Annotated in this window: 29 protein-coding genes; 2 read left to right on the forward strand and 27 right to left on the reverse strand. The window is 72.7% G+C overall.

Going from position 1 to position 22,184, the window contains the following annotated elements:
- Positions 1 to 139 precede the first annotated feature (139 nt).
- From ACIRBX_RS24985 to ACIRBX_RS25030, 10 genes are all read right to left on the reverse strand, one after another.
- Complete coding sequence (locus ACIRBX_RS24985) at positions 140 to 553, reverse strand: single-stranded DNA-binding protein (protein WP_402299602.1); 414 nt, start codon at positions 551 to 553, stop codon at positions 140 to 142.
- Complete coding sequence (locus tag ACIRBX_RS24990; protein ID WP_402299604.1) at positions 550 to 1,110, reverse strand: hypothetical protein; 561 nt, start codon at positions 1,108 to 1,110, stop codon at positions 550 to 552. Before ACIRBX_RS24990 ends, ACIRBX_RS24985 begins: the two co-directional genes overlap by 4 nt.
- Positions 1,111 to 1,223: 113 nt before the next feature.
- A complete protein-coding gene (locus ACIRBX_RS24995; protein ID WP_402299605.1) occupies positions 1,224 to 1,583 on the reverse strand; it encodes a hypothetical protein in 360 nt (119 codons plus the stop codon).
- 83 nt (positions 1,584 to 1,666) lie between these two features.
- A complete protein-coding gene (locus tag ACIRBX_RS25000) occupies positions 1,667 to 2,128 on the reverse strand; it encodes a hypothetical protein (protein WP_402299607.1) in 462 nt (153 codons plus the stop codon).
- The gene (locus tag ACIRBX_RS25005; RefSeq protein WP_402299608.1) at positions 2,125 to 2,490 is read right to left on the reverse strand and encodes an HU family DNA-binding protein; all 366 of its coding nucleotides are present in this window, start codon (positions 2,488 to 2,490) and stop codon (positions 2,125 to 2,127) included. The genes ACIRBX_RS25000 and ACIRBX_RS25005 overlap by 4 nt, the downstream gene beginning before the upstream one ends.
- 83 nt (positions 2,491 to 2,573) lie before the next feature.
- On the reverse strand, positions 2,574 to 2,801 hold the full coding sequence (locus tag ACIRBX_RS25010; RefSeq protein ID WP_402299609.1) for a hypothetical protein: 228 nt from the start codon (positions 2,799 to 2,801) through the stop codon (positions 2,574 to 2,576).
- A 64-nt stretch (positions 2,802 to 2,865) separates the two neighbouring features.
- The gene (locus tag ACIRBX_RS25015; protein ID WP_402299610.1) at positions 2,866 to 3,453 is read right to left on the reverse strand and encodes a hypothetical protein; all 588 of its coding nucleotides are present in this window, start codon (positions 3,451 to 3,453) and stop codon (positions 2,866 to 2,868) included.
- A gap of 399 nt (positions 3,454 to 3,852) precedes the next feature.
- Complete coding sequence (locus ACIRBX_RS25020) at positions 3,853 to 4,401, reverse strand: hypothetical protein (protein ID WP_402299612.1); 549 nt, start codon at positions 4,399 to 4,401, stop codon at positions 3,853 to 3,855.
- 201 nt (positions 4,402 to 4,602) lie between these two features.
- Positions 4,603 to 5,691 carry a hypothetical protein gene (locus tag ACIRBX_RS25025; protein ID WP_402299613.1) on the reverse strand — a complete coding sequence of 363 codons (1,089 nt, stop codon included), beginning with the start codon at positions 5,689 to 5,691 and terminating at the stop codon, positions 4,603 to 4,605.
- A 105-nt stretch (positions 5,692 to 5,796) separates the two neighbouring features.
- Positions 5,797 to 6,423, reverse strand: a complete 627-nt coding sequence (locus ACIRBX_RS25030) for a hypothetical protein (protein ID WP_402299615.1) — start codon at positions 6,421 to 6,423, stop codon at positions 5,797 to 5,799.
- Positions 6,424 to 6,792: 369 nt separating this feature from the next.
- Here ACIRBX_RS25030 and ACIRBX_RS25035 point away from each other — a divergent pair, with 369 nt between their 5' ends.
- Both ACIRBX_RS25035 and ACIRBX_RS25040 read left to right on the forward strand, forming a co-directional pair.
- Positions 6,793 to 7,275 carry a hypothetical protein gene (locus tag ACIRBX_RS25035; RefSeq protein ID WP_402299616.1) on the forward strand — a complete coding sequence of 161 codons (483 nt, stop codon included), beginning with the start codon at positions 6,793 to 6,795 and terminating at the stop codon, positions 7,273 to 7,275.
- A gap of 77 nt (positions 7,276 to 7,352) precedes the next feature.
- Positions 7,353 to 7,751, forward strand: coding sequence for a hypothetical protein (locus ACIRBX_RS25040; protein ID WP_402299618.1), 399 nt, complete (start codon positions 7,353 to 7,355; stop codon positions 7,749 to 7,751).
- Positions 7,752 to 8,107: 356 nt separating this feature from the next.
- Here ACIRBX_RS25040 and ACIRBX_RS25045 read toward each other — a convergent pair whose 3' ends face one another.
- The 17 genes from ACIRBX_RS25045 to ACIRBX_RS25125 all read right to left on the reverse strand — a co-directional run bounded on the left by ACIRBX_RS25045 (position 8,108) and on the right by ACIRBX_RS25125 (position 22,173).
- Complete coding sequence (locus ACIRBX_RS25045; protein ID WP_402299620.1) at positions 8,108 to 8,578, reverse strand: hypothetical protein; 471 nt, start codon at positions 8,576 to 8,578, stop codon at positions 8,108 to 8,110.
- Between the two features lie 97 nt (positions 8,579 to 8,675).
- Positions 8,676 to 9,281, reverse strand: coding sequence for a GTP cyclohydrolase I (folE, locus tag ACIRBX_RS25050; protein WP_402299622.1), 606 nt, complete (start codon positions 9,279 to 9,281; stop codon positions 8,676 to 8,678).
- On the reverse strand, positions 9,278 to 10,018 hold the full coding sequence (locus ACIRBX_RS25055; RefSeq protein ID WP_402299624.1) for a 7-carboxy-7-deazaguanine synthase QueE: 741 nt from the start codon (positions 10,016 to 10,018) through the stop codon (positions 9,278 to 9,280). The genes folE and ACIRBX_RS25055 overlap by 4 nt, the downstream gene beginning before the upstream one ends.
- Positions 10,015 to 10,494, reverse strand: a complete 480-nt coding sequence (locus tag ACIRBX_RS25060; protein ID WP_402299626.1) for a 6-pyruvoyl trahydropterin synthase family protein — start codon at positions 10,492 to 10,494, stop codon at positions 10,015 to 10,017. Before ACIRBX_RS25060 ends, ACIRBX_RS25055 begins: the two co-directional genes overlap by 4 nt.
- Positions 10,491 to 10,856, reverse strand: a complete 366-nt coding sequence (locus tag ACIRBX_RS25065) for a hypothetical protein (protein ID WP_402299628.1) — start codon at positions 10,854 to 10,856, stop codon at positions 10,491 to 10,493. The genes ACIRBX_RS25060 and ACIRBX_RS25065 overlap by 4 nt, the downstream gene beginning before the upstream one ends.
- A complete protein-coding gene (locus tag ACIRBX_RS25070; RefSeq protein ID WP_402299630.1) occupies positions 10,853 to 11,776 on the reverse strand; it encodes a hypothetical protein in 924 nt (307 codons plus the stop codon). Before ACIRBX_RS25070 ends, ACIRBX_RS25065 begins: the two co-directional genes overlap by 4 nt.
- Complete coding sequence (locus ACIRBX_RS25075) at positions 11,773 to 12,675, reverse strand: hypothetical protein (protein WP_402299632.1); 903 nt, start codon at positions 12,673 to 12,675, stop codon at positions 11,773 to 11,775. The genes ACIRBX_RS25070 and ACIRBX_RS25075 overlap by 4 nt, the downstream gene beginning before the upstream one ends.
- Positions 12,672 to 13,514, reverse strand: a complete 843-nt coding sequence (locus tag ACIRBX_RS25080) for a hypothetical protein (RefSeq protein WP_402299633.1) — start codon at positions 13,512 to 13,514, stop codon at positions 12,672 to 12,674. The genes ACIRBX_RS25075 and ACIRBX_RS25080 overlap by 4 nt, the downstream gene beginning before the upstream one ends.
- A gap of 96 nt (positions 13,515 to 13,610) precedes the next feature.
- The gene (locus tag ACIRBX_RS25085; protein ID WP_402299635.1) at positions 13,611 to 13,826 is read right to left on the reverse strand and encodes a hypothetical protein; all 216 of its coding nucleotides are present in this window, start codon (positions 13,824 to 13,826) and stop codon (positions 13,611 to 13,613) included.
- A 150-nt stretch (positions 13,827 to 13,976) separates the two neighbouring features.
- Entirely contained in the window at positions 13,977 to 15,245 is a 1,269-nt protein-coding gene (locus tag ACIRBX_RS25090; protein ID WP_402299638.1) for a hypothetical protein, read from the reverse strand.
- A 70-nt stretch (positions 15,246 to 15,315) separates the two neighbouring features.
- A complete protein-coding gene (locus ACIRBX_RS25095) occupies positions 15,316 to 16,479 on the reverse strand; it encodes a recombinase RecT (RefSeq protein WP_402299640.1) in 1,164 nt (387 codons plus the stop codon).
- Positions 16,480 to 16,879: 400 nt separating this feature from the next.
- Positions 16,880 to 17,188, reverse strand: a complete 309-nt coding sequence (locus ACIRBX_RS25100; RefSeq protein ID WP_402299642.1) for a hypothetical protein — start codon at positions 17,186 to 17,188, stop codon at positions 16,880 to 16,882.
- 138 nt (positions 17,189 to 17,326) lie between these two features.
- Positions 17,327 to 17,569, reverse strand: a complete 243-nt coding sequence (locus ACIRBX_RS25105) for a hypothetical protein (protein ID WP_402299644.1) — start codon at positions 17,567 to 17,569, stop codon at positions 17,327 to 17,329.
- Positions 17,570 to 17,597: 28 nt separating this feature from the next.
- Positions 17,598 to 17,819 carry a hypothetical protein gene (locus ACIRBX_RS25110; protein WP_402299645.1) on the reverse strand — a complete coding sequence of 74 codons (222 nt, stop codon included), beginning with the start codon at positions 17,817 to 17,819 and terminating at the stop codon, positions 17,598 to 17,600.
- 9 nt (positions 17,820 to 17,828) lie between these two features.
- Positions 17,829 to 18,074 (reverse strand): hypothetical protein, encoded by a 246-nt coding sequence (locus ACIRBX_RS25115; protein ID WP_402299648.1) that lies wholly within the window; start codon positions 18,072 to 18,074, stop codon positions 17,829 to 17,831.
- The gene (locus ACIRBX_RS25120) at positions 18,071 to 18,745 is read right to left on the reverse strand and encodes a hypothetical protein (RefSeq protein ID WP_402299650.1); all 675 of its coding nucleotides are present in this window, start codon (positions 18,743 to 18,745) and stop codon (positions 18,071 to 18,073) included. The genes ACIRBX_RS25115 and ACIRBX_RS25120 overlap by 4 nt, the downstream gene beginning before the upstream one ends.
- A 17-nt stretch (positions 18,746 to 18,762) precedes the next feature.
- The gene (locus ACIRBX_RS25125) at positions 18,763 to 22,173 is read right to left on the reverse strand and encodes a hypothetical protein (RefSeq protein WP_402299652.1); all 3,411 of its coding nucleotides are present in this window, start codon (positions 22,171 to 22,173) and stop codon (positions 18,763 to 18,765) included.
- Positions 22,174 to 22,184 lie beyond the last annotated feature (11 nt).

A 22,184-nucleotide genomic window follows, 5' to 3' on the forward strand; every position in this document is an offset into this window, starting at 1 on the left:
CTGGGCCCTGCTGGGTGCCGCCCCGGCCCCCCACCCCCCCCGGGGGGGGGGGGGGCGGGGGGGGGGCGGGGGGGGGGGCCCGGGGGGGGGGTCGGGGGGGGGGGGGGGGGGGCCCCCCCCCCCCACGCCCACCCGGGCGTCAGGTGCCCTCGCCCTCGTCCCCTTCCCCACCGTCGGCCCGACCCCGGCCGCGCAGGGCGACGCCACTGTCGTCCGGGTCGAGCAGCACCCCGATGGACTCGACCTCCAGCTCGACGATGATCCGGGAGCTCTCGTTCCTCGGCGTGTAACGGCGCTGAGTGAGGACGCCGACGACGATGACCCGGCTGCCGGCGGTGAGGCTGGAGACAATCGTGCGGGCAAGCCCGCGCCAGGCGACACAGCGAAGGGCGATGCCGGACTGGGTCTGCCCGCGGGGGCGGCCCGCCTTCTGGATCGGCGGCTGCTGCTGAAGGGTGAAGGTCGCCTTCGCCATGGTGGTGCCCTCGGGCACGTACAGCTTCGGGGCCTGGAGCAACCGGCCGATGAGCATGGTGTGGCTGGTGGCGTTCACCGGACACCGCCTTCCACCCGGACGGCCTCCGGCACGCCGGCGACAGCGGCGATGTCCACGCGGTCGGCGAGGAGCCGGTAGTACTCGGCATCGTCCAGGGCGTGGTGCGGGCGTCCGCCGTGCGCGGGCCGGTCCTGTGCACCGAGGCCGAGGCGGAGCACCTCCTGCCGCAGGCTGGTGGTCCACTCCGGGAGGCCGGCGGGCCAGGCGTCGAACCGGCCCAGGAGGTGGTCGAGCAGCAGGTGCGGGCGGGCGGCGTCCCAGGACCACAGCTCGGGGTCGGGGGCGGCGGACAGGAACGCGGAGACCTCGGCGGCGATGCGACGCGGGTCCTTGACGTCCGCGTGCTGGTGATTGAGCCGGTCCGGGTGGGTCGGGCGCCACGGCAGGTGCGGGGCGACGGTGTCCCGCAGGCGGCGGTCCGCCCGCACGTTGGCGGCGGACAGGGCCTTGTTGACGGCGTAGTACATCTGGCCGTCGTCGCGGACGAGGCCGAGACTCACCAGGGACAGGCGGTCGCCGAAGTCCACGCAGGTGGCGCTGTAGAAGATCCTCACGGGGGATGCTCCAGGTCGACTTCAGGGTGCGGGCCGGGGCGGGCAGGCTGCCGGCCCCGTGGGCGGGCAGGGGAGGCGCGGCCGCCCGCCGGGGGACGGCCGCGCGGGGAGGACTACTCGAACGCCAGGACGTACGCGCCGATCGCGTTGCGCAGGGCGCTGGCGTGGACGGCGCGGGGCATCTCGAGGGCCCCCAGCCCGTACGGCAGTTGGATGCGGCCGCCGAACTCCTCGCCCAGGACGTCGTACTGGGCGAAGTCGAAGACGTTGCTGTCGAGTTCACCGCCCTCGTGGGTGACGATCTGAACTCGCACGCCGGTGACGGCGTCGGTGGTGCCGCCCTCCCACAGGGAGGCGATGACGACGGTCCGGCCGACGCGGGCGACCTGCTTCATCCCCGTGACGGTGCCCCCGAGGATCGGCTCGATGACGGTCAGGATGGTGGCGTGCAGGGAGCGGTTGTTCCAGGACATGGTCGGGCTCCTTGTGTCAGGGCCGGGGGTTCGCGGTCCCCGGCTGGCGGTACCAGCCTCCCACAAACCGTACCTCTGTACAGTTATTTGACCGGTGTTCTTTCAGTGGGCCGGGCGTCCTCCGCCGCCTCGCCGCTCCCCTCGGGACTCAGCGCCCCCTCGATCAACTTCCCCACCGCGAGCAGCGCTTGATTCCAGCCCGTGGACCACTGGTCGAAACCGGGCTGCTCGCCGAGCGAGGCGATGGCGAGCAGGGCGGCGGCCATGGCCGGCAGCGGGATGACCTTCACGCGGGTCGAGCCGCCGTGGCCGTGGATCTCCTCAACGAACCTGGCGTGGTCCCAGGCCGTCGTGGAGCCCTTCGCCCCCCGCCAGCGGGTGACGGCGGTGGAGCCGGCGGCGACCGAGAAGTAGGCACCCTCCGCCACCTCGCCGGTCCCGGAGACCCCGGAGACGTCGGCGTCACGCATCAGCACGAACGGCGTGGGCCCGGTGAGCGCCAGGTCGAGGAGTTCGGCCAGGCGGTCGGGCAGGTTGGCGCTCACGCGGCGGCTCCGTCCGCGGGCTGGGTGTAGGTGCCCTTGGGGTCCTTGCGGATGCAGATGGCGTCGGCGGGGAGCTCCCGGTCGCCGGCGGCGTAGTCCCGGAACCGCTGGTGCGGGCGGAACCGGGGGACGATGCGGGCGGGGACGATGACCGTGCCGTTGGTCTGCGGGTTGCGGGCGTGGCGTGCGGCGGCGTGGACGGGCTCGAAGGTCCCGAATCCGGTGACGGCGACGGTGTCGCCGGTGGCGACGGCACGCACGATCACGTCGAGGACGGCGTCCAGGGCCTGGCCGGCCTGGGCGATGCCGCCGAGGGTCGGAGCCAGGCGTTCGATGAGGGCGCGCTTGTTGATCGAGGTCATGGGGTTCCTGTTCGAGTGGAGGTGGTACCGGGTCGGGCGTCGGTGCTGTGGTCACGACGCCCGACCCGGGGCTTGAGGGCCCGTCAGGCGGCGGGAAGCGCCGGGGCGGGGGCCGGACTCGGGGCGGGCACGACGGCGGCCGTGACGGGCCGGGCAGGCGGCGGGGTGGCGCAGCCCGGCTGGACGGTCTGCACGACCGGGGCGGGCGGCGGGGGCGGGGTGTCGGTGGTCTGGGCCACGGCGGCGGCACTGAGGGTTCCGAGCACCAGTCCGGCCAGGAGGGAGCCGACGAACAGAGCAGAGCCGCGCATGGTGGTCCTTTCGGGAGGGGTGGGCCTGACCGGCCCCGCCGGAGCGGGGCCGGTCAGGGTCGGGTCAGCGGGGGCTCGGGCGACCGGGGACCAGGGTCGGCAGGTCGGTCGGCATGGGCGGGACGGACTCGCTCGCCGAGGGGCTCGGGGAGGGCGAGGGGCTGGCGGTGATGGAGGCGGAGGGAGCGGGCAGGCACATGGTCGGGGTGCTGCTCGGGCTCGGGGCCCCGGGGCTCGGGGCCGCCTGCACGTGGGTGACGGTGACGGTGACCGTCGGGACGGGGGCGGGCTGGTCGGCCGGGACGGTGATGGTCGCGGCGGGCGGGGTGGGGCCGGTGGTCAGGACGACCGGGGCCACCGGGGCGACGGGTGCGGTGGTCAGCTGCGGGAGGGGGGCCTGCGTGGGCAGGGCCGGGGCGCTCGGGGCCACGGTCGGCAGCTGGACGGGGTTGCTGGTGAGGCTGGGGGTGATGCCGGTGGGGATCGTCTGGGTGCTGGTGGGCTGGGTGGGGGCCGGGCGGCCCGCGATGAAGGTCCCGGCGACGAACCCGGCGGCGGCGAGTCCGAGGGCGACCACGGTCCGCTTGTCGAGGCGGGAGGCCGGGCGGGTGCCCGTTCCGGTGGCCTCGGTGGCGGGGGTGGTGTCGGTCATGGGGCTGAACTCCTTTTGTTGGGCCGGGGGTTCGCGGTCCCCGGCTGGCAGGACCAGCCTCGCACAAAACTGACCGGCGTACAGTATCCGAACCCCAGTAACTTTGTGCTCCGGGTGGACACTCAACGCGCCCTCCATACAGCCGAGTTGACGAACCTCCGGCGAGCCGATGACCCTCCGGCCCCGCCGCCGGCCGACCGGTCCGCACCCCGCAGGACGCCGGCCACCACACCCCCGCCCGCCACGCAAGCCACCGGGCACGCGAAGGGAGGCGAGCCGAACCGGCCCGCCTCCCCCGCACACCGAGTGGCCCGGCTTCCAGCTGATCGGCACGTCGCCCTCCAGGGGTGGTGGATGTGCCGGGGAAACTAGGCCGGGCCCGCCGTTAACGTCGCGCCGTCACCCGTCGGCCCGCTCGACCAACACGCCACCCTCGTAGCCGAATCGGCGCTTCCGCACCTCGCCGAGCGCCCGGAACAGCGGCACCAGCCCCCCGTCCGCGGCAGCCGTCACCCCGGCCCCGTAGAGCGGTGCCAGCACCATCACCCACTCCTGCGGCTTCTCCTCGGAGAAGCCGGCCGGGATCGTCGACCCCTCCGGCACCCGCCGCTCCGAGGCCCGCCGGGCGTGCTGCCGGGCCATGTGCGGGCACAGCCGGAGCGCGGCCTCCGCGCACGCCTCGTGCATCGGCGGGTCGGTGAACAGGCCGGACTCCGCCGAGGCCGGGCCGCCGATGAAGGCGGCCGAGCCTCCGCCCATCAGCTGCCCACAGAGCGCACACCGGCCCTGCGTGGCCAGGCGCAGCGCCGTGTCGCCCTGGATGACGACGAAGTCGCCGGTGCCGTCCTCCAGCACCTCGTTCACGGCGGGGATCGGCAGCTTGCGGCGGGGGTCCATCGGGCGAGCGGCCAGCGCGGCCGGCATCGGCGGCAAGGTGGTCTTCGACATGGTCTTCTCCTTCGAGGGGCCCCGTCGCAGGGGGCCGGCAACCTGGGTGCCCGCCCCGCGCCGACCTGCCGCCGGTGGCCGGCTCTGCAATCCGGCCTCCGGCGGCCCGGCCCGGTCTGTATACCCGGCCGGGCCTGTGGCAGGTCCCGCGTGGGCGGGCCCTGCCAGCCTCCCCATCAACTCCCTTGCAGGACAACAGGATCAGCGCACCGGCCGGATGATCCCCTCCGGCGCGGCACCGTCGGCGTCCAGCAGGTCCAGGGACACCCAGTACGGGGCCACCAGCCGGGAGTCCGGGACAGCCCGCCCCGGACCCGTCCACACCGTTTTCTGGTGCCCGCCGCGCCGGTGCGGGTACTGCCGCTTGCCCGTCCCCTCCCCAGCACCCGCCAGGGTGCGCCGCACCCCCTCAGCGCGCTGGCGGGCCGCCTTCAAGGCCGGGCCCAGCCGCCACCCCACGCGCAGCAGGCTCCCGGGGCCCTGCTTCTGCTCCTTCGCCTGCTTCTTCTGCTTGCCGCGTTTGGCGCTCTTGCCCTCACCCCGGGGCGAGGGAGCCACGATCTCGGCCTCCGTGCTGCACAGGTACACCGCGATCTTCAGCACCCGCTGCGCCAGGTCCACCAGTTGGTCGCTCGGGGAGCTCTGCTTCGCCTTGTCGGAGATGCGCTTCGCCAGGTCGAACGCCGTGAAGCGGGCCTCCGCCGCGAGGGGGATCGACATGTGCGTGAAGTCCAGCAGCGGCTTGCTCATGCCCGCCTCGACGACCGGCGATCCGTCGTCGTTCAGCGGCTCGGCGATCGCCACCGCCGCGAGCTGGTCGATCTGCTCGTCGTCAGTCGGGCGAAGGCGCATGCTGGGCTCGCTGTGGCGACCGCAGAAAACGATGGCGAGCAGCCGGCCACGACCACCGTGCGGCAGGCCGATCGTCTCCGGCTCGGCGAACACCGCGACCGGGTTCGGGTGCTCCAGCTTGCGGAACAAGGCCCCCGGCAGGGTGCCGAGGTTGTACGACCACAGCTCCGAGGCCATGTCCGGGTGAACGGCATACACGTTCTTGCCCTTCGCCCACAGCCGCCACATCGCGCCCAGGGTGGTGTTCACCCGGATCTCCGTGGTGCTCATCAGCGCGGCAGGCACGGCGCTGACCGCGACGCCGCCGTTGATGGCGTGGTCCGGCAGCATGCCGAGCCCGATGGCGCGCAGCTGGCTGTCGGCGGACCGCAGCTCCCCGGTGATCCGCTCGGCGATCTCGGCGGACCGACGCCCCAACTCGGCTTCCGTGCTGACCATTTAGAGCTGCTCCAATACCCCCGGGGCCCTGCTTGGCCCGACTCCGGCCACACTCACCGGAGCCCGGCCAGGCGGACAACACCCATGTAAAGGAAGGGAGTTGTCCTAATCGTCGGCCCCTTCCACCACCTCTGCGTCCACCACCCGAGCGTCCTCCTCCAGCTCCGCGACGAACTCCGCCCGGATCTCCGCGAGCCGCGCCGCCAACCGGTCGATGCCCTCCCCCGACACCTCCACGGCCGGCAGCTCACCGCCACCCGCCGGCGCCACCTCGATCCGCGCCTGCGCCGCCCGCCCGAACGTCTCAGGCGCCAGACACGCCAGCAGGAACTGCGCGGCCCGCCAGTCCGGCTGCGCGAAGTCCCGCTCGGTCTGCACCACCCGCTCGCCCGTCTCCGGGTCCCGCACCACCCGCGTCCGCTCCCGGACCACCTGCCCGCCCTGCGCGGCCTTCCGCACCAGCAACACCAACTGCGCCTTGCCCTCGCTGCGCGCGCGCATGAACCTGTCGCGGAACTCGCGGAACGGCTTCTCCCCGGCCCGAGCCCGCTCCCCCGACTCAATCCGCCGCTGCTCCTGCTCCGCCCGCTCCAGCCAGCGGTATACGGTGCTGGCGTGCACGCCGGCCATCGGGGCCGCGTCGCTCATCGGCACGCCGGCCCGGATCGCGTCCAGCAGCCGCCGCTCGACCTCCGGTTCGAGGGCAGGACGACGGCCAGGACGGGTGCTCACCCCGGGACGGTACGACAAGCAGCAGGTCAACGGCGCTTCGACCTATCCAGCCGCGCCCACCCACGTTCCGCAACGCTGGAGCGTCAAGTCCTCCTTGCCGCAACGGAACTGGCTGCCCGTGTCGGCTACGATGATGCCGTGGAGAACGGGCGGCAGGCTGACGAAGGACTGGTACACCAGTGCCCGACTCGCCATGCGCGCGCGGTTGACCTGCTTCTTGAGGTGCGGTCACAGTTCCTCGCACCGCAGTCTCCCAGCAACCGCCCTAACAGCGGCCCGCGGAACCCTGCCACCGCCCTCGGATCGACAGGGGGAGCGGCTGCACAACGGTTCGCGGCCTGGCCAGAGAGCTCGTCCAAGTATCGCTCGGTGCCTCTGTACGTCGGTCATCGACCGACGCCGTTCCAACGTGCGATCCGCAATGCGATTCGCACGCAGGACTTCCTCGTTGCGCTCGACGGACAGTACCGGATTGGGGCCCTGCTACAGCGCATCGGCAGAGGCCTTCGCGCGGAGGATCTGACAGCTGCACACGTATTCGAGCACCTGAACGGCGAGGGCTGGTCGGCTGGCTCCACGAGGCTCGACTCCGAGGTGCTGGACTGGGGCTACGACCTCACTCGACGCCTCGCCGCGCTCGACTCCGCGATCGCGTTCGTCGCCACGATGGCGAAGGACACCAAAGCCCTTGCGGCGGAGCAGCCCCGGCTGGTCAGGCCGGAGGTCCCGGAGCCGCTGGCCGTCGCCTGCGGACTGACTCGTCTCGCTGTGCCGATGGTCCCTCGCGCGCCTGAATTCGGGGCCAGCGCTCCCGTGGTCGATGCCCACGGTCGCGTTTCCCTAGCCGCCTGATCTGCATCGACGAACCCTTCCGGTGGGGCTTGCCTCCGCCGATGAGCATCAGATCACTTGCGAACCAAGGCAGTTCTGTGATTGACGACGAGCACAAGTCCTTCCTCGACAGGGTCCTCGACCGGATCTTCGGCCAGTCGGACGGAGCCGACCCGGAGCCGATCTTCGACCCGTTCTCCCTCCCGCCCCTGGAGCCGCGCCGGCTGGCCTGGTGGCTGTTCCGCAAGGCGTTCTTCTACGTGCTGGCGCGGAACGTCCCCGGACTGTGGGTGCGCTACCGGCACCGGGCGTATCTCCGGCGGCGGGTCGCCCCGGGCGGGGCGTCCGTGAGGCGACGTGAGCCGCAGCGGACCGGACCGGGGGTGACGGCGGTGAAGGGCAAGCGCGTCTCGAAGAAGGGCCGTTCGGCGAAGCAGTCTCGCCGCGGCCCCCGCGACAACCGGCCGCGCGGCCAGAAGCGCGGCCGGCGTCGCTGATCGCGCTGCGTGTGCCCGGCCCCAAGGGGTCGGGCACACGCACGTCCGGGCCTAGTCGGCGGCCGGGCAGACCTACTGCGGTTGACCCGGCTGCGGGCCGCTAGAGCGGCTGGAGCGGTCCTCTCGCTGCCGCTGGAGCCGGGCCCGGAGCTGCTCCGGGGTCGGCCGGGTCCAGGGGTGCCAGCCGGGTCCGTCGGTCCACTGGCGGGCGTGGGCCCGCTCGGGGATGCCGCAGTGTCGGCACCCGCCGGGCGGGGGCAGGGTGGTGGCGTTCATGGGCTTCGCCTCGGTGGCTGGTGGGGTCTGGGTACAGCTGCGCCCGGCGCCCTCTCGGGCACCGGGCGCAGGTTCGGGGCTTACTCCCAGCCGAGGCTGTAGACCAGCTCGTCGTAGGCGTAGCCGGTCGCGCCGGTGACGACCTGCGGCAGGCCAACGCCGCGCAGGGTGACGCCGGAGCTCTCGTCCACGACGGTGGTCTCCACCGGTGCGCCGACGGTGGTCTGCCGGGGTCCGTCCGTGGCCTCCCAGACGACCACGACCATGGCCTCGTCGGGGAGGTTGAGGAGGCGGCTGCGCATCAGCGAGACGTGCAGGGCGTACGGCTCGGTCGGCTGCACCTGCGGCAGGCCGACGACCGGTACGCGGCGGCCGGACTCATTGCGCACCGAGGCCTTGACGGGCCAGCCGAGCTGAACCCTGCCCTGGGCGACGCCGAGGTTGAACCCGACCATCAGGTCGTCGTCGGCCATCTGCTCCAGCTGGGCACGGAGGTCCTTCACCCGCAGCACGTCGTTCGGCAGCTCGTCAGGCACGGTGAGCAGCATCATGGTGGTCTCCTTGACCTGTAGGAGGTCGGGATTCGCGGTCCCGACCTGGCTCTGCCATCCTCCCCTCCGGGGGTGCCTGTTGGGCACAACTCCCGTGTCAGGAAAGGGTGGTGGGCATCAGGGCCAGGACTTCGGCGCGCTGCGCCGCGTCGCTGCCCATGGAGCCGGCCAGGTGGGTGGTGACCATCGCGGCGTCGTGCGCTCGGGCTCCGCGAAGGGTCATGCAGGCGTGCTGGGAGCGGATCAGGCAGGCTGCGCCGTCGACTTGGAGGTGGTCGACGAGGGCTTCGACGACCTGCCGGCCGAGACGCTCCTGCACCTGGGGGCGGGCGGCGTACTCCTGGACGATGCGGGCGAGCTTGGACAGGCCGACGATGCGGGCCCCGGGCTTGGGCAGGTAGGCGACGGTCGCTCGGCCGGGGAACGGGAGCACGTGGTGCTCGCAGAGGGCCACGAAGGGCACGTTGACGGCGGCGATGACGCCGGGGCGCTCGCCCTCGGGCGGGAAGGTCACCGCGAGGTGGCGGGCCGGGTCGAGGTGCACTCCAGCGGTCAGCTCGGCGAGGGCCTTGGCCATGCGGCGGGGGGTCTCGGCGGTGGACTCGCTGTCGCACGGGATGCCGAGCGCCTCCAGCAGGCCGGCTGCGTGCCGGGCGGCCAGGTCGAGGTCGAAGCCGTTCGGCAGGAAGGTCGGGTGGGTCATCGGGTGCGCTCTCCAGGCCACAGCAGCACGTGCTGCCGCAGCGTCAGGTTCCAGGCGCGGCCGATCACGTGCTCGGCCAGGTCGCGGGCGACCTCGGTGGTGGCCTCGGGGGTGGTTCCCTCGGGCATGACCCAGACGGCGTGCGGGGGGATGACGTAGCGGCTGACGATCTCCTCGATCTCCTCGAGGTCGGCCGGGCCGGTGGCGACGAACTTGAACCGCGCCCGGTGGCCGGCGGCGAAGGCCAGCTCGGCGAACTTCTCCATGGCCTCCGGCACGATCCGCCTGCTCGCCCGCACCCCGGAGTTGGCGAGCTTCGGGGAGACGTTGAAGACCAGGCGGGGAACGGCGAGGGTCACCGGCGCGGGCACCAGGGTGCCGTTGGTCTCGATCTCGACGCTGCGGGTGGTGTGCCGCAGCACGGCCATCAGCGCCCTCCACCCGTCGGTCTTCTGGTGCAGCAGCGGTTCGCCGCCGGTGAGGACGACCAGGGCGTGCGGCTGGGCGGCGAGCCACTCCACCAGCTCGGCCACGGGGGTGCGGGTGATCTCCTTGCGCAGGTCGAAGCGCCGGCCGTCCCAGGTGTACGGGGTGTCGCACCAGCGGCAGTTGAGGTTGCAGGCACCGAGGCGCAGGAACAGCGCGAGCCGTCCGGCGGACGGTCCTTCGCCTTGGAGGGTGGGGCCGAACTTCTCCGCGACGGGGAGGGCGGCGGTGGGCAGGACGAGTGCGCTCACGTCGCGCTCCAGCTGGCCCGGTTGACCGCGGTCTCGGAGACTGCGACGTGCGAGACGTACGCGCCGGCGGCGCGCGGCAGGGTGGCCAGGGCCTCGGCGGCGACGCGGCCGAGCAGTTGGGCGACGGCTTCGACGCTGGGCCAGCCGAGGTCGGCGGCGTGCTGCTCCTGCTCGGTGGGGTCGGCCGCGCCGAACCGGTAGAGCTTGCTGCCCTGGCCGGAGAGGACCGGGGCCAGGGGGTCGGTGGCGCCGAGCATCGTGCCGTGGTCGAGGAAGGTGTCGATCCAGCCGCGGAGGGCCTTCTTGAAGCTGCCGAACTCCACGACGGTGCCGGCCGACAGGTGCGGGGCAGCGACGGTGACCTCCACCACCCAGGAGTGCCCGTGGAGGTTCTCGCACTTGCCGGACAGGTGCGGGAGCCTGTGCGCGGTCTCGAAGTTGTGGCGGACGCTGACGGTGTGCGCGGCGGTGCTCATCGCTGCGCCTCCTCGGCGGGCAGGCGGACGATCGCGCCGGCCTCCCCGTCCTCGCTGACCGCGATCTCCTCCACCCGCAGGCCGATGCCGACCAGGTGCTCGGCGAGGGAGCGGGCCAGGGCCTCGCAGGACGCCGCGCCGCACTCCCGGTCGCCCGGGCCCCACCAGGCGCGCATCAAGTCGGCGAGGTCGTGGAACTCGGTGTCGCGGTCGTCGTGGACGGCCCGCACGGAGGCCTTGATGTGGAACAGGTGGCGGTGGCGGGCACGCAGGTAGGAGCGGTGCTCGGGTGCGGCCGGCCAGTGGTGGAAGCCGGGCAGGCGGACCTCCGCCCACACGGTGGCCTCGGGGACAGTGGTCATGAGGAGCCCTCCTGGGGAGTGATCGGCGGGTAGGAGACCTCGCCGAGGAGCTGGTTGCGGGAGGTGCGGGCGAGGGTCCACACCGTCGTGGTGGCCTCCACCGTCTGAGCGCACATCAGGCAGCAGGCGGTGCGTCCGCGTTCGGGGTGCGCGGGCTGGTCGAGGTCGTAGGCGAAGCCGCGGTTCACCACGCCGACCTTGCGCAGCATCGCGGAGTCGATCCGCACGTCCGGCCAGCGCAGCGGCCCGAGCCAGGTGGAGGAGTCGCAGGAGTCCGGCGGGACGGCCAGGCACCATTCGTTGACGGTCAGGCCCAGGACGTGCACCCACAGGTCGGGGTAGCGGCGGTGCCGCTCCCACAGGGTGTGCAGCAGGCGCAGCCTCACCGGGGCCGGGGCCTGGACGACGTTGCCGAAGCAGATCCGGTCGTACTGCTGCGCGAGCTCGTCGAAGTAGTCCCAGCCGTCCACCAGCGGGTGGTAGACGGGGATCGGGGCGAGCCCTTCGGCCTCCAGCCGGGCGCGGGTGCGGATCTTGTTGTCCCGGCCGCCCTGGTCGAGCTCGATGTAGCCCCACAGCCGGTCCCCGTGGCGCTTCACCAGCTCGACGTAGCGGCTGTAGAGGGCCTCGAAGCCGTCCAGGGCCTCCGGGGGCAGGCGCAGCGCTTCGTCCATGGAGATGCCGGGGTGGTCGCGCTTGTACTGGTTGGTCAGCCAGAAGACCCCGGAGTCCAGCAGCACCTTGTGGCCGGCGTCGAGCAGCGCGACGAGGCGGCGTTCGTGGCCGGCGGTGAGCAGATCGTTGGTGGCGAGCAGCACGTTCGGCGGGTAGTGCTCGGAGTCGCCGGCGGTGAAGTAGATGTGCCGGTTGCCGGGGTCGAATGCGCCGCCACCGGTGCGCTTCATGTCGGGGGTCGTCACCGAAGTGCCCCTTCCTGCGGGAGGCGGGCGGGGGCCGGGCTGCCGGTGAGGTCCTGCGCGCGGTGCGCGGCGTGCCGCCAGGTGCGCGCGAGGGCGGACGCAGCGTCGGCGCACATCCGGGCGGCGGCCGTGTAGGAGGCGGGGTCACCGGTGGCGTACCGGAAGGTGGCGGGCAGCGAGCCGGTGCGGCGCATCATCGCCGTCTCGATGCGCTGGTGGTTCCAGCGCAGCGGCGCGAGCCAGGACGAGGAGTCGCAGGAGTCCGGCGGGACGGCCAGGCACCACTCGTTGGCGGTCAGGCCGAGGACGTGTATCCACAGGTGTGGATACTCCCGGCGCCGCTCCCAGAGCGTGTGGAGGATGCGCAGCCGCACCGTTGACGGGGCCTGCACGATGTTGCCGACGCAGATCCGATCGTAGCCGCGGGCGAGCTCGTCAAAGTAGTCCCAGCCGTCCACCAGCGGGTGGTAGACGGGGATCGGGGACAGTCCGAGGTCGTGGAGCGCGGCTCGCTGGCGGCGCTTGTGCAGCTGGCCGCCCTGGTCGAGCTCGATGTAGCCCCACAGCCGGTCCCCGTGGGTGCGGGTGAGGTGGACGTACCGCTCGCGCAGCTCGGTGAATCCGTCGATGGCCTCGGGCGGCAGCGCCAACGCCTCGTCCATCGTCACCGCGTGGGCGCGGGCGTGACGGTTGGTCAGCCAGAAGATCCCGGAGTCGAGCAGGACGCGGTTCCCGCCGTCCAGCAGGCCGCGCAGGTGCCCTTCCTCGGCGTCGCTCATCAGCTCGTTGACGGCGGTCAGCACGAACGGGCCCGCGTTGAACTCCCCGCCGCCGGCCGTGAAGTAGATGGGGCGCTCGGCGCGGTCGTAGGCCCCGCCGGTCACCCGGATGCTGCTCACTCCTCCTCGCCGACGAGGGTGGGCTGATGGCCGCTGATCCGGGCCCACTTGTCGAGCAGGTGCCCGGCGAGGTACCGCTCGGGCTGCACCATCACGAGCCGGCGGCCGTCCGCCCGGTCGGCGAAGGGTGCCAGCGGCGTCGGGTACGGCAGGAACAGCGCGCCGTCGGTCAGCAGCGGTGCCCACAGCGGCCAGCCCTCGAAGACGTCGCCGACGACGAGGTGGTGGTGTTCGCCGAGCTTCCACACCTGGCCGTTGGCGACCTCGTGTTCGGGGACTCCGACGGTGACGCCGGCCAGGGCGAGCAGGTCACCGCGCCGCAGTTCCTCGGCGTCCGGCTGGCCGGGCTCCTCGCCGTCGGGGTTGTCCGCGCCGGGCGACAGTTCGGCGATCATCGTGTCCAGGTCGGTGCGGTCGAACCCGGTGGCGGCCCGCAGGTCGGAGTCGATCGCCTCAAGGCCGGACAGCATCTCCAGCAGGCCCGCGCCGTCCCAGCCGCCCTTGGCGGTGAGCTGGTTGGAGGCGATCAGGTAGGCGTCGGCGTGCGCATCGTCCCGGGAGGCCCAGCCGCGTACGACCGGCACGGTCCAGGAGCCGTCGTCGGTGACTACGACGCCGTCCGGGGCGGGCTTTCCGGCGTCGCGGCGGCGGGTGAGGGTGTCGTACCGGCCGTGGCCGGCCACCAGGCGGCCGGTGCGCTCGTCCAGCAGTCCGGGCTCGGTGAAGTCGAACTTGTCGACGGAGGAGTCCAGCCCGTCGTCGTCGTGCCCCTTCGGGTTGCGGGCGGCGGGCTGGATCTCGTCCAACGGCAGGTAGTCGATGTAGCGGGGGGCGGCCATGGTCGGGCACCGTAGGCGGCCGGTTGGGTTAGGTCGCGTCGAGGCAACTGCCGCTTCCGCCGCTGGGGTTCGCGGTACAGCGGCGGAAGCTGGCGGCTAGCTGCCCGTCTCGCCGAGGTGGCGCAGGCGGGCCCGGGTGGGTCCGAGGCGGCTGTGGGGGTCGCCGTACTCCGCCACCAGCTGGTCGTAGATCGGGGTCGCGGTCTGCGACGTGGTGATGGCCGCGTTGGCCGGCACCGCGCGCGGCACGGTCGGGCGGGCGATGAACAGCGGGGGGAGCGGGGCCGTGGGCCGGGGCTCATTGCGGGTCATTTTCTGTGGTTTTCCTTCAACTCTGTTGAGAGCAGCGAACGTTAAGGTTCGGCGCGGCTTGGGTCGCGGCGGCGAGGGTGGGGCGGTTCGGAGGACGCCGGGCCTGCCCGTCTGAGGCGGGGCCGACATCGCGTGCCGTGGTTGGCGTCCTTACCGGCGGCCGGTTCGGGACTGACCGCGCTTGGCGGCCCGGACGCGGCGCACCTCCTCCCGGAAGGGGGTGACCGTCGTCTTCGTCGGGTAGGTCAGCTCCGCGAGGGGCGGGCGCTCCTCCGACGGCAGGTCCCAGAGCCCTTCCAACTGCGCGGCGCGGCCGGGCACGTCGGGGCCAGGGTCCCTGGCCCGTCCTCCGGTGCGCACCCACTCGTACTCGCCGTAGGTGCCGTACGGCACTCCCTCCAGCAAGGTCTTGGCGAGGACCTGCTGCTTGTCGGCGGCGGACTTCGCCTGCCGGTGCCGGTCGTACTCCCCAAGGGCCCACTCGATGTCGTCCCGGTCCTCGATGAGCGTGAAGGACTCGGGCGAGCGGCCGGCGGCCTTGGCCTCGGTCATCTTCCAGCAGTCGATGCGGGCCGGGCAGAAGCGGCGGCAGATCGGGTCGTTGGTCGGCCCGGAGCGGTCTCGGGGCAGTGGGGTGCCGAGGTCGAGGGCGGTGGCGATGGCGGTCAGTCGGGCCAGCGCCCGCCGGGCTGCCGCCTCGTCGTAGGGCCTGGTGAACTCCTCGTCCTGGCCGCTCTTGCGTTCGAAGTAGATGATCCTCACCTGCGCGACGGGGTTGCCGTCGAGAGTGAGGGCGAGGGCGTAGAGCTGTGCCTGGTCCCAGACGGGTTCGGCCGGGCCGTGCTGCCCGACCTGCTCCCACTGCCAGTCCCCGGCGGTCTTGAAGTCGTAGAGCACGCCGGTGACCGGGTCGTACTCGTCGTAGCGCGAGGGCCGGTCCAGGCCCGGCAGGGTGACCTTCTGCTCGTACAGCCGCCACGGGTAGAGGGCCTTGCGGCGGGCTGCGACGGAGTCGTGGATCAGTGTTCCGGCGCGGGCCGCGCGGCGGTCGGTCGGTGCCGGGGTGTAGCCGGGTGGGGGGTTCTCCCGGTACCAGATCGCGCGGCGGCACGAGGTGGTGTCGGATGCTCCGATCGACCACTGCCGCGCTGGCCGGGCGGGGCGTCGCCTTCGCCGACCGCGGTCGTGCTCGGCGAGGTCGTCGCCGAGGCTGCGGGCGGCGCCGGCCTGGGCGCGTTCCAGGAGGACGTCCGCCGGGTCGCGGCGGTAGCGGGAGCAGGCTGTCTCCGGGTGGCCGCCGGAGCGCTTGCGGCCTCGGTGTTCGTGGCGGGGGGCTCCGCAGCGGCAGGGCAGCGGGCAGGGCCCGGTGGTGGCGTCGGCGGCCAGTTCGCGGGCACGCCGGATGAGGGAGGGGTCCAAGGGGTGCTTCCCGAAGGTGGGCAGGCCGACCGGGCGCGCGGCGCGGTCGGCCTGCGGTTGGGGCGGGCGGTCAGCTGTGCGGGGCGTCGCTGGTGGGCCGGGACCAGGTTCGGTAGTCCGGGTCCCGGCGGACCAGCAGTCCGCCGGCCGCGACGTGATCAGCGGCTTCGGCGTTCCACGAGCGCAGTATGTTGATCACGTGATCCCTTAGCCCGTCGAGGAGTTGGTGAAGTTCCTCGGTGGTGGCTTCGGTGACGGACTTACCGGCGATCCTGCGCCAGCGCTGGCTGACCTGGGTGACGCCGGTTCCCATGACGGCGGCGTACGCCCGTACCTCGGTGCGGAGTTCATCCAGCCTCGGCGGCTGGTTGCTGGTCTCGTCGTCGGTGGGCTGCGTGGTGTCCTGCGGCTGCGGGGGTGTGCCATCGGTGGTGCTGTCCACCACGGTGCCCTTGATGACCACAGGGCCCTCGCCCTGTGCTTCCTGCCGGACGGCCCGGCGTCGCTCGGCTGCTTCCTCGCGGGCGAGGTCGCGCTGCTCGGCGTCAGCCCTGCCCATCTCGTCGTGCTCGTAGATGCCGGTCAGCTCGCGGGGGAAGGCGATGCGCCACGCCTGGGCCTCGGCTACCTTGCCGATCATGTGGACGCCCATCCTCGGCCACAGCCCCGTGAGCTTCAACTTGCCGGTCTTGTATCCCTCGCCGGTGTTCGGGTCGTTGGCCCACTCGTCCTTACCGACGGCGAACTCCGCGAACAGGGCGACGGCTTGGCTGACGGTCCTGACACCCGCGATGCTGACGTGCTCGATGCGGCACATCGCAGCGGCCGGGAGGCCTGGGCCGAGCCACACGTCCACCCAGCGGCGGTGGTTGATGCCGTCCTCGCCTACTGTCCACCACTTCGGGTCGTCGTCCGGGCCGGTCCAGAACGGGCCGACGCGGCGGATGAACCGGCTGGTGCGCTGTCCGATGTGCCGGAAGCCGTCGATGCCGGTCTGCGCGGTGTAGTAGAGCTCGTCCTGCCGTCCGGCGACCTTCCGCTTGCGCTGGATGTAGTAGATCTCGCGGCGGAAGGGGTCCAGGCCGGTGCTCTTGCAGATGTGGAAGAACGCGACCTGCTCGGCGGTGGTGGCGTTGGCGAGTCCGATGGACCCGAGTGCGACCCGCTGGGCCTTGGTCCAGAATCGCTGCTTCGCCGTGATCTCCAGGACCTGGTCGGCCGTTTCGATCATCATCTCGGCACGGTTGTCGGTGAGCGGCGTAGGCGGCTCGGGCGCGGCCGGCGCATCCTGCTGAGCGTCAGCAGGGGGCTGCTGCTGGGTAGTTGTCACCGTGGGGTGCCTTCCTTGTCTCCATGGCGGCACCGGGGTTCGCAGGCCCCGGTGTGGCTGCCTGCCTCTACCCTCCCGCTGCCCGCGGGCCCGTGGGAACACCCACCACGTGGCCAATTCGGTTGCGGTTCATGGAGATTGGAAGTGTGGCCGCCGAGCCTGCGGGGTGCGAATCCCGCCCGGATTCTCGTGCTCCCCTGGTTAAAGGAGACAGCCCCGAAGGACCGGTTGCCGGAGCACGAGGCCGGTCGGCCCGGCGGCCACATCATCACTCTAAGGGACGGCTGGCGGAATCCGGGGGTGGTTACGGGCCGAGGGTGGGGCTGGTCGAGGTGGCGCGCTCCAGTGCGCCGGCTCCGGTGTGCTGCCACAGGCCGTCGTAGAACGCCTTGGAGGCGACGACGGTCAGGGCGACGGTGGTCAGGGCGGTCTGGGCATGGGCGATGTCGCCGCGGGCGAGGACGGTGATGATGCCGACGGCGGCCGAGGTCAGGGCGCCGACGACGGCCCGGGTCGGCTTCGACCAGGTGGGCTGCTGGATGAGGGCGGTGGCCCAGGGGGTGGCGGCGCCGAGCAGCAGGCCCCACGCCTCGGTGTCGTTCAGGACGTTCATGGTGTGCTCTCCCAGTTCACGGTGTGCGGGTCGGAGTTGGCGGTCATAGCGGCCAGGTGGCGACCAGGGCGAGCACAGCGCCCGCCAGGTAGCGGGTGGTGCACGGGTAGCGGGCCAGCGCGCTGGTCCGGGGTGCGGCTACTGCCGGGGTCCCCGTTCGTCCCTTGACAGCGCTGCGGGCAGGCCGGCCAGGGTGAGCCCGGTGACGATCACGCTGGGATCGACCGGGGGTGTCCAGACCTCCCGGACGATCACCGCCATCCCGAGCAGGAACAGCAGCCCGTCCCGCAGGGTCTGCATGCCGGTGAACTCGCGCCATCGGGTCCTCCGTCGGTGGCCTCGGGCAGCGGGCGGCTGCTGGTCGTCCGGGAGCTGGTCCACAGCCGGGGACGGTAGGCCGACGGGGTGCTTAGGGTCGCGTCGAGGCGCTCTGCAGTTCGGCGAGGGCTGCCTCGAGCTCGGCGATCCGGTGGTCCTTCTCGGCCTCCCGGCCGGCCCGCACCTGGATCTCCGTCCGGGCGAGGGCGAGTTCCGCCTGCGCCTGCCCCCACGCCTCGGTGAGCTGGGAGCGCAGCTGGGCGATGTACGCCTCCGCGTCCACCTCGATGGGCGTCGCGGTGGGGTGGGTCATCGGGGGCTCCTACAGACTCGGCAGCGTGTTGGCCGGGCAGTCTGGGGCACAGCGGCAGAGCGGGTCGAGCCGAGGGGTACGGGGCTGGGTGCTCTGGTGGTGCCAGTGGCGGGCCCACGCCTGCGCGGCGGCGGCCTGCTCGCGCAGGTGGAGGACGCCGGTGCGCAGCCGGATCGCCTCGGCGGCGGTCAGGCGTCGGGTGTCGGCGTGCCCGAGGAGGTGGTCCAGCTGGTCGGGGGTCGGCCGGTCGTTCATGCCGGGGATTCTCCGTCGGGGGACTGACTGATCGCCTCCGGCGCGGCCGTGAACGCCGCCAGCAGGTCGGCCGGGGTGCTGGCGGGAGGGGCGGTCTCGCTGCGGGCAGCGGCCAGGTGCTGGCGGGCCTGCTCGACCAGGGCGGTCTTGGCGGTGACGCCGGCGGCGGTGATGCCGTGGCCGGCGCGGATCAGGTCCAGCGGGTCCGGGGCGGCGGCCCGGGCCAGGCCTCCCGGGCGGGTCGGCGGGGTGGGGCTGACGACGTTGATGCCGGTGCGCTTCAGGTGCGCGATGCGCTCCAGGTGCGCGGCGCGGGCGGTCGCCCGGTCGGGTGCGTTGTGCAGGGTGACCGGTGCCTGGTCGCCGACGGCCAGGCCGTGGAGGGCCTGGGTGGAGGGGGCGGTGAGGCCCTTGGCCGCGGCCGGGTCCTGGTCGCGGTCCTGGAGCGGGTCGGGCAGGAACGGCTCGTGCAGAACGATGTCGAGGATCTGGTCGAGGCCGGCCTTGGTGGTGTGGTCGATGTCGTACTCGGCGGCCCGCCACTCCAGGGTGGCCGCCGGGAAGACGGCGATGTGGTGTTCGCCGTCCGGGCGCAGCTGCCGCACCTGCCAGCACTCGGTGAGCCCGATGCGGGTCCGGGTGACTTCGGTGATCTCGTACTTCTCAAGCATGTCGAGTCCTTGGTCGGTCAGACGCGGAAGCACCAGAAGCCGAGCCGGCCTCCGGGGCTGGCGCTGTCGAGGCTCATGGTGAAGCCGCTGCGGCTGGACTGGGTGAACTGCCAGCGGTGCCACGCCTGGCCGTCGATCAGGGTGGCGATCGGCACCATGTCGGAGATCATCGTCGGGCCGTAACTGAGGCCCATGCTGGACCAGTTGTTCATCTGGTAGGTCCCGGTGATGAGGCCGTAGTCGTTGTCCGGCTCCCAGTAGTTCGGGAAGGTGCCGCGGTACTGGAGCGCGTTGTTGTCGAGCCACAGCTCGGAGCGGGAGCCGTCGTCGTTACGTCGGCCGAACCAGCTGCCGGACGACGAGGCGAAGATGTAGCCGTGCAGCTGGTCGGTCTGGTGGAGCATCGCCGCCCCGCCCGGCGTCATCCGCAGCGAGCCGCCCCACTGCGCCTCGGTGTCCAGGCGGATCGTCTCCAGCGCGGACACCTGGTCGGTCAGGTACAGCCGGAAGCTGGTCTCTTGGCCGTTGGCCTGGAAGGCGCCGGAGTTGAGGCCGAGGTAGGCGCTGGAGCCCTCGCCGACGGAGTTGATGAAGGCGTAGTTGTTGCCGCTGGTGGGGAAGAACCGGATCTCCGGGAGACCGGTGCTGTCGGGGTTGATCTCGATGCGGCGGCCCGTGACCCCGCTGGAGAGCTCACCGACGATCCGCACGCTGCCGTCACCGGCGGCGATCGCCACCGTCTGGACGCCGGCCGCGTTCCACGCCCCGATGCCACCCGAGTTCAGCTCGACCCGCGAGCCGCTCTCGGCGGTCTTGATACGGGCGGACACGGTGACGTCGGCCTTGAGCTGGCCGACCGTCAGCTTGCTCGCGGAGACGGTGCCGATGTGGGCGTCCTGGATCGTGGCCAGTGCGATCTTCGCCCCGACGATCGTGGCGTCCGCGATCTGCACGGCCCCGATGATGTTCGGCGGGAACTCCAGCGACTCCAGGGTGAGCATGTTGATCTCGGTGACGGCGGTCGGGCCGCCGCCGGTGTTGAGGAGCAGCACCGGGCGGACGAACCGCACGTCGGGGTGCAGGGTCACCGGGCGCTGGGGGTCGGGCTGCGCCGTCCAGAACGGGCCGCCGGCTGGGCCGTAGCCCTTGAGGAACCCGGACAGGGTCACCCAGGCGGAGCCGACGGCGAGCTGGGCGGCGTTGGCGCTGATGGGGAAGGGCTGGCCGATGCGGGTTGTGCCGTCGGCGGCTATGCCGGTGAGGCCGATGGTGATGCTGCTCGGGGTGCCGGTGGTCTGCCGGACGCGCACGGCCATGCGGTAGAGCACGGCGGGGTCGAGCAGCAGGTTCTCCGACCACTCCAGGCGGGCGGTGCGGGTGACGACCAGGGCGCGGCCGCCGGTCGGCGCGTCGGCCCGGGTCGCGGTCGTCCAGGTGGCGTCGGTGTCGCCTGCGGTCTTCGCCCAGCGGGGGTCGTCGGTGGCGAAGCCGGTGAAGAACGAGGTCTGGAGGGAAGCCCGTTCGACGTCCGCCCACTTTCCGGCAGTGAGGATCTTGTCGGCGAGGTCGGAGCCGATCACCATGTCCGGGATGGCGGAGGCCTCGGCGGACGGGCCGGAGGCGTTCCCGGCCCGGTCCACGGCGACGAACTTGAGGTAGTAGGTGGTGCCGTAGGCGAGGCCGGTGATCGGTGCCGGTCCGGCTCCGGTGAGGCGGTCCACGACCGTGGCGGCGGTGGGGGTGAAGCCCGCGGCGGTGGAGGCGTGCACCTCGAGGGCCGCGAAGTCGGCGGGCATCGGCTCGCCCTGCGCCCCCAGCCCGTCCCAGGTGGCGCGGATGCCGCCGATCAGGCGGGCCAGTACCGGGCGGGAGGGCACCGGCGGCGGGGTGGTGTCGCTGGCCAGGAGCACCTCCTCCGACACGGTCCAGGGGGAGGAGTTGCCGGAGGCGTCCACCGTGCGGACCCGGGCTCGGACGCGCGCTGCGGCCGGCAGTTGGTCGTAGTGGGCGATGGTGCCGTTGACGGCCTGCTCGGGCGACCACTGCGGGTCCTGGCCGCCGACCGGCAGGGCGGGCAGCAGGTAGGAGACGTAGTAGTTGCCGGCGTCGTCGTACACCGTGCCGTCGGCGTTCTGGGTGACTGCGGGCCAGGACACCGCGAGGGCGGCGTGCTGCTGCCCGTCGGTGTCCAGGTAGGCCCAGGACCCGACGAGCACGGCGGACGGCGGCTTGGGGGCGGTGGTGTCGTTGCGGTCGCCGAGCGGCGGAAGCGGGGTGCGGCTGGCGGTGGCGGAGCCGTTGGTGAGGGCGTCGAGCTGGCGCTGCACCCGGATGCGCTGCTCCACGAAGACGTCGGCCAGCTCCAGGGAGCTGGTGGGCTGGCCGGCGTCGTCGTAGCTGGTGGCGATGGTCCGCACCCTTAGCGGCTCCAGCGCGGTGGGGCTGGTGCGCCGCTGGTCGTAGCGGATGTAGTCGCCGGGCCGGTAGGCGATGCCGGGCCGGTGCTGGGTGGCGGCCGGGTCGAGCTCGATGGTGAAGCCCTCGGAGGCCGTCACCATGCCGCCGAGGGTGACCCGGGCCAGTTCGGCGAGGGTTGCCGCGTCGGTGATCCCGCCCCGGCCGTCGAACGCCTCCCGACGGCCGTAGCGGGCGGCCGCCGTCGGATCGACGACCTCGGCGAGGGCGCCGCTGTCCCCAGCGGCCAGCAGGTGGGAGCGCACGGGGCGGCGGGAGCGCTGACGGGGGCCCTTGAGGACGTCCCGGCCCAGGTACAGCACGATGCCGGGGTGGTCGGTGGCGCAGGCGGTGTCGGGCACGTAGGCGCGCAGCTGGTAGCCGTTCATCCGCACGTCGGCCCACCCGGCGGAGGTGATGGTGTTCACCGTCTTCAGCAGGTCGGTGCCGGCGTCGTACTGGGCGGTGTAGGCGGTCGGCCAAGGGCGGCCCGCGCTGTCGGTGGCGGCGGTGAAGTCCCAGGTGATCTCGGGCAGCGCGCCACGGGCCTGGGCCCGGGCCAGCAGGGTGGCCAGGATCGCGCCAGGGCTGACGTTGACGAACGGGAAGTGCGGGTCGAGGCCGGTGACGGGCTGGCCGGCGGTGTGACCGGCCGGGTAGATCACGGCGCGCTCCAGCAGGGCGAGGGCGCCACGGCAGCCGACCTGCACGGGCCGGGCCTCGCCCGCCTGGTCGGCCGGGTCGTCGCCGTCGTCCTCCAGCAGGTACCGCTCGGGCTGCTCCACCCCGTCGAGGACCAAGCCGATGCGCGGGTCATCCCCTGCCAGCAGCTGCGCGCCGGGGGCGGAGCGGGGGTAGGTGAAGCCGAGCGCTCCGGGCCCGTTGTGCTCGGCCTGGAGCTTGAGGTCGGCCGGGTAGGGCAGGAGCCCGAGCAGGGGCCCGCTCGGGCTGTAGACGCGCAGGTGGACGGCCACGGTGGGTCTCC

The sequence above is a fragment of the Kitasatospora sp. NPDC096147 genome (assembly GCF_044763225.1).
In the GTDB taxonomy this organism is placed as follows: Bacteria; Actinomycetota; Actinomycetes; order Streptomycetales; family Streptomycetaceae; genus Kitasatospora.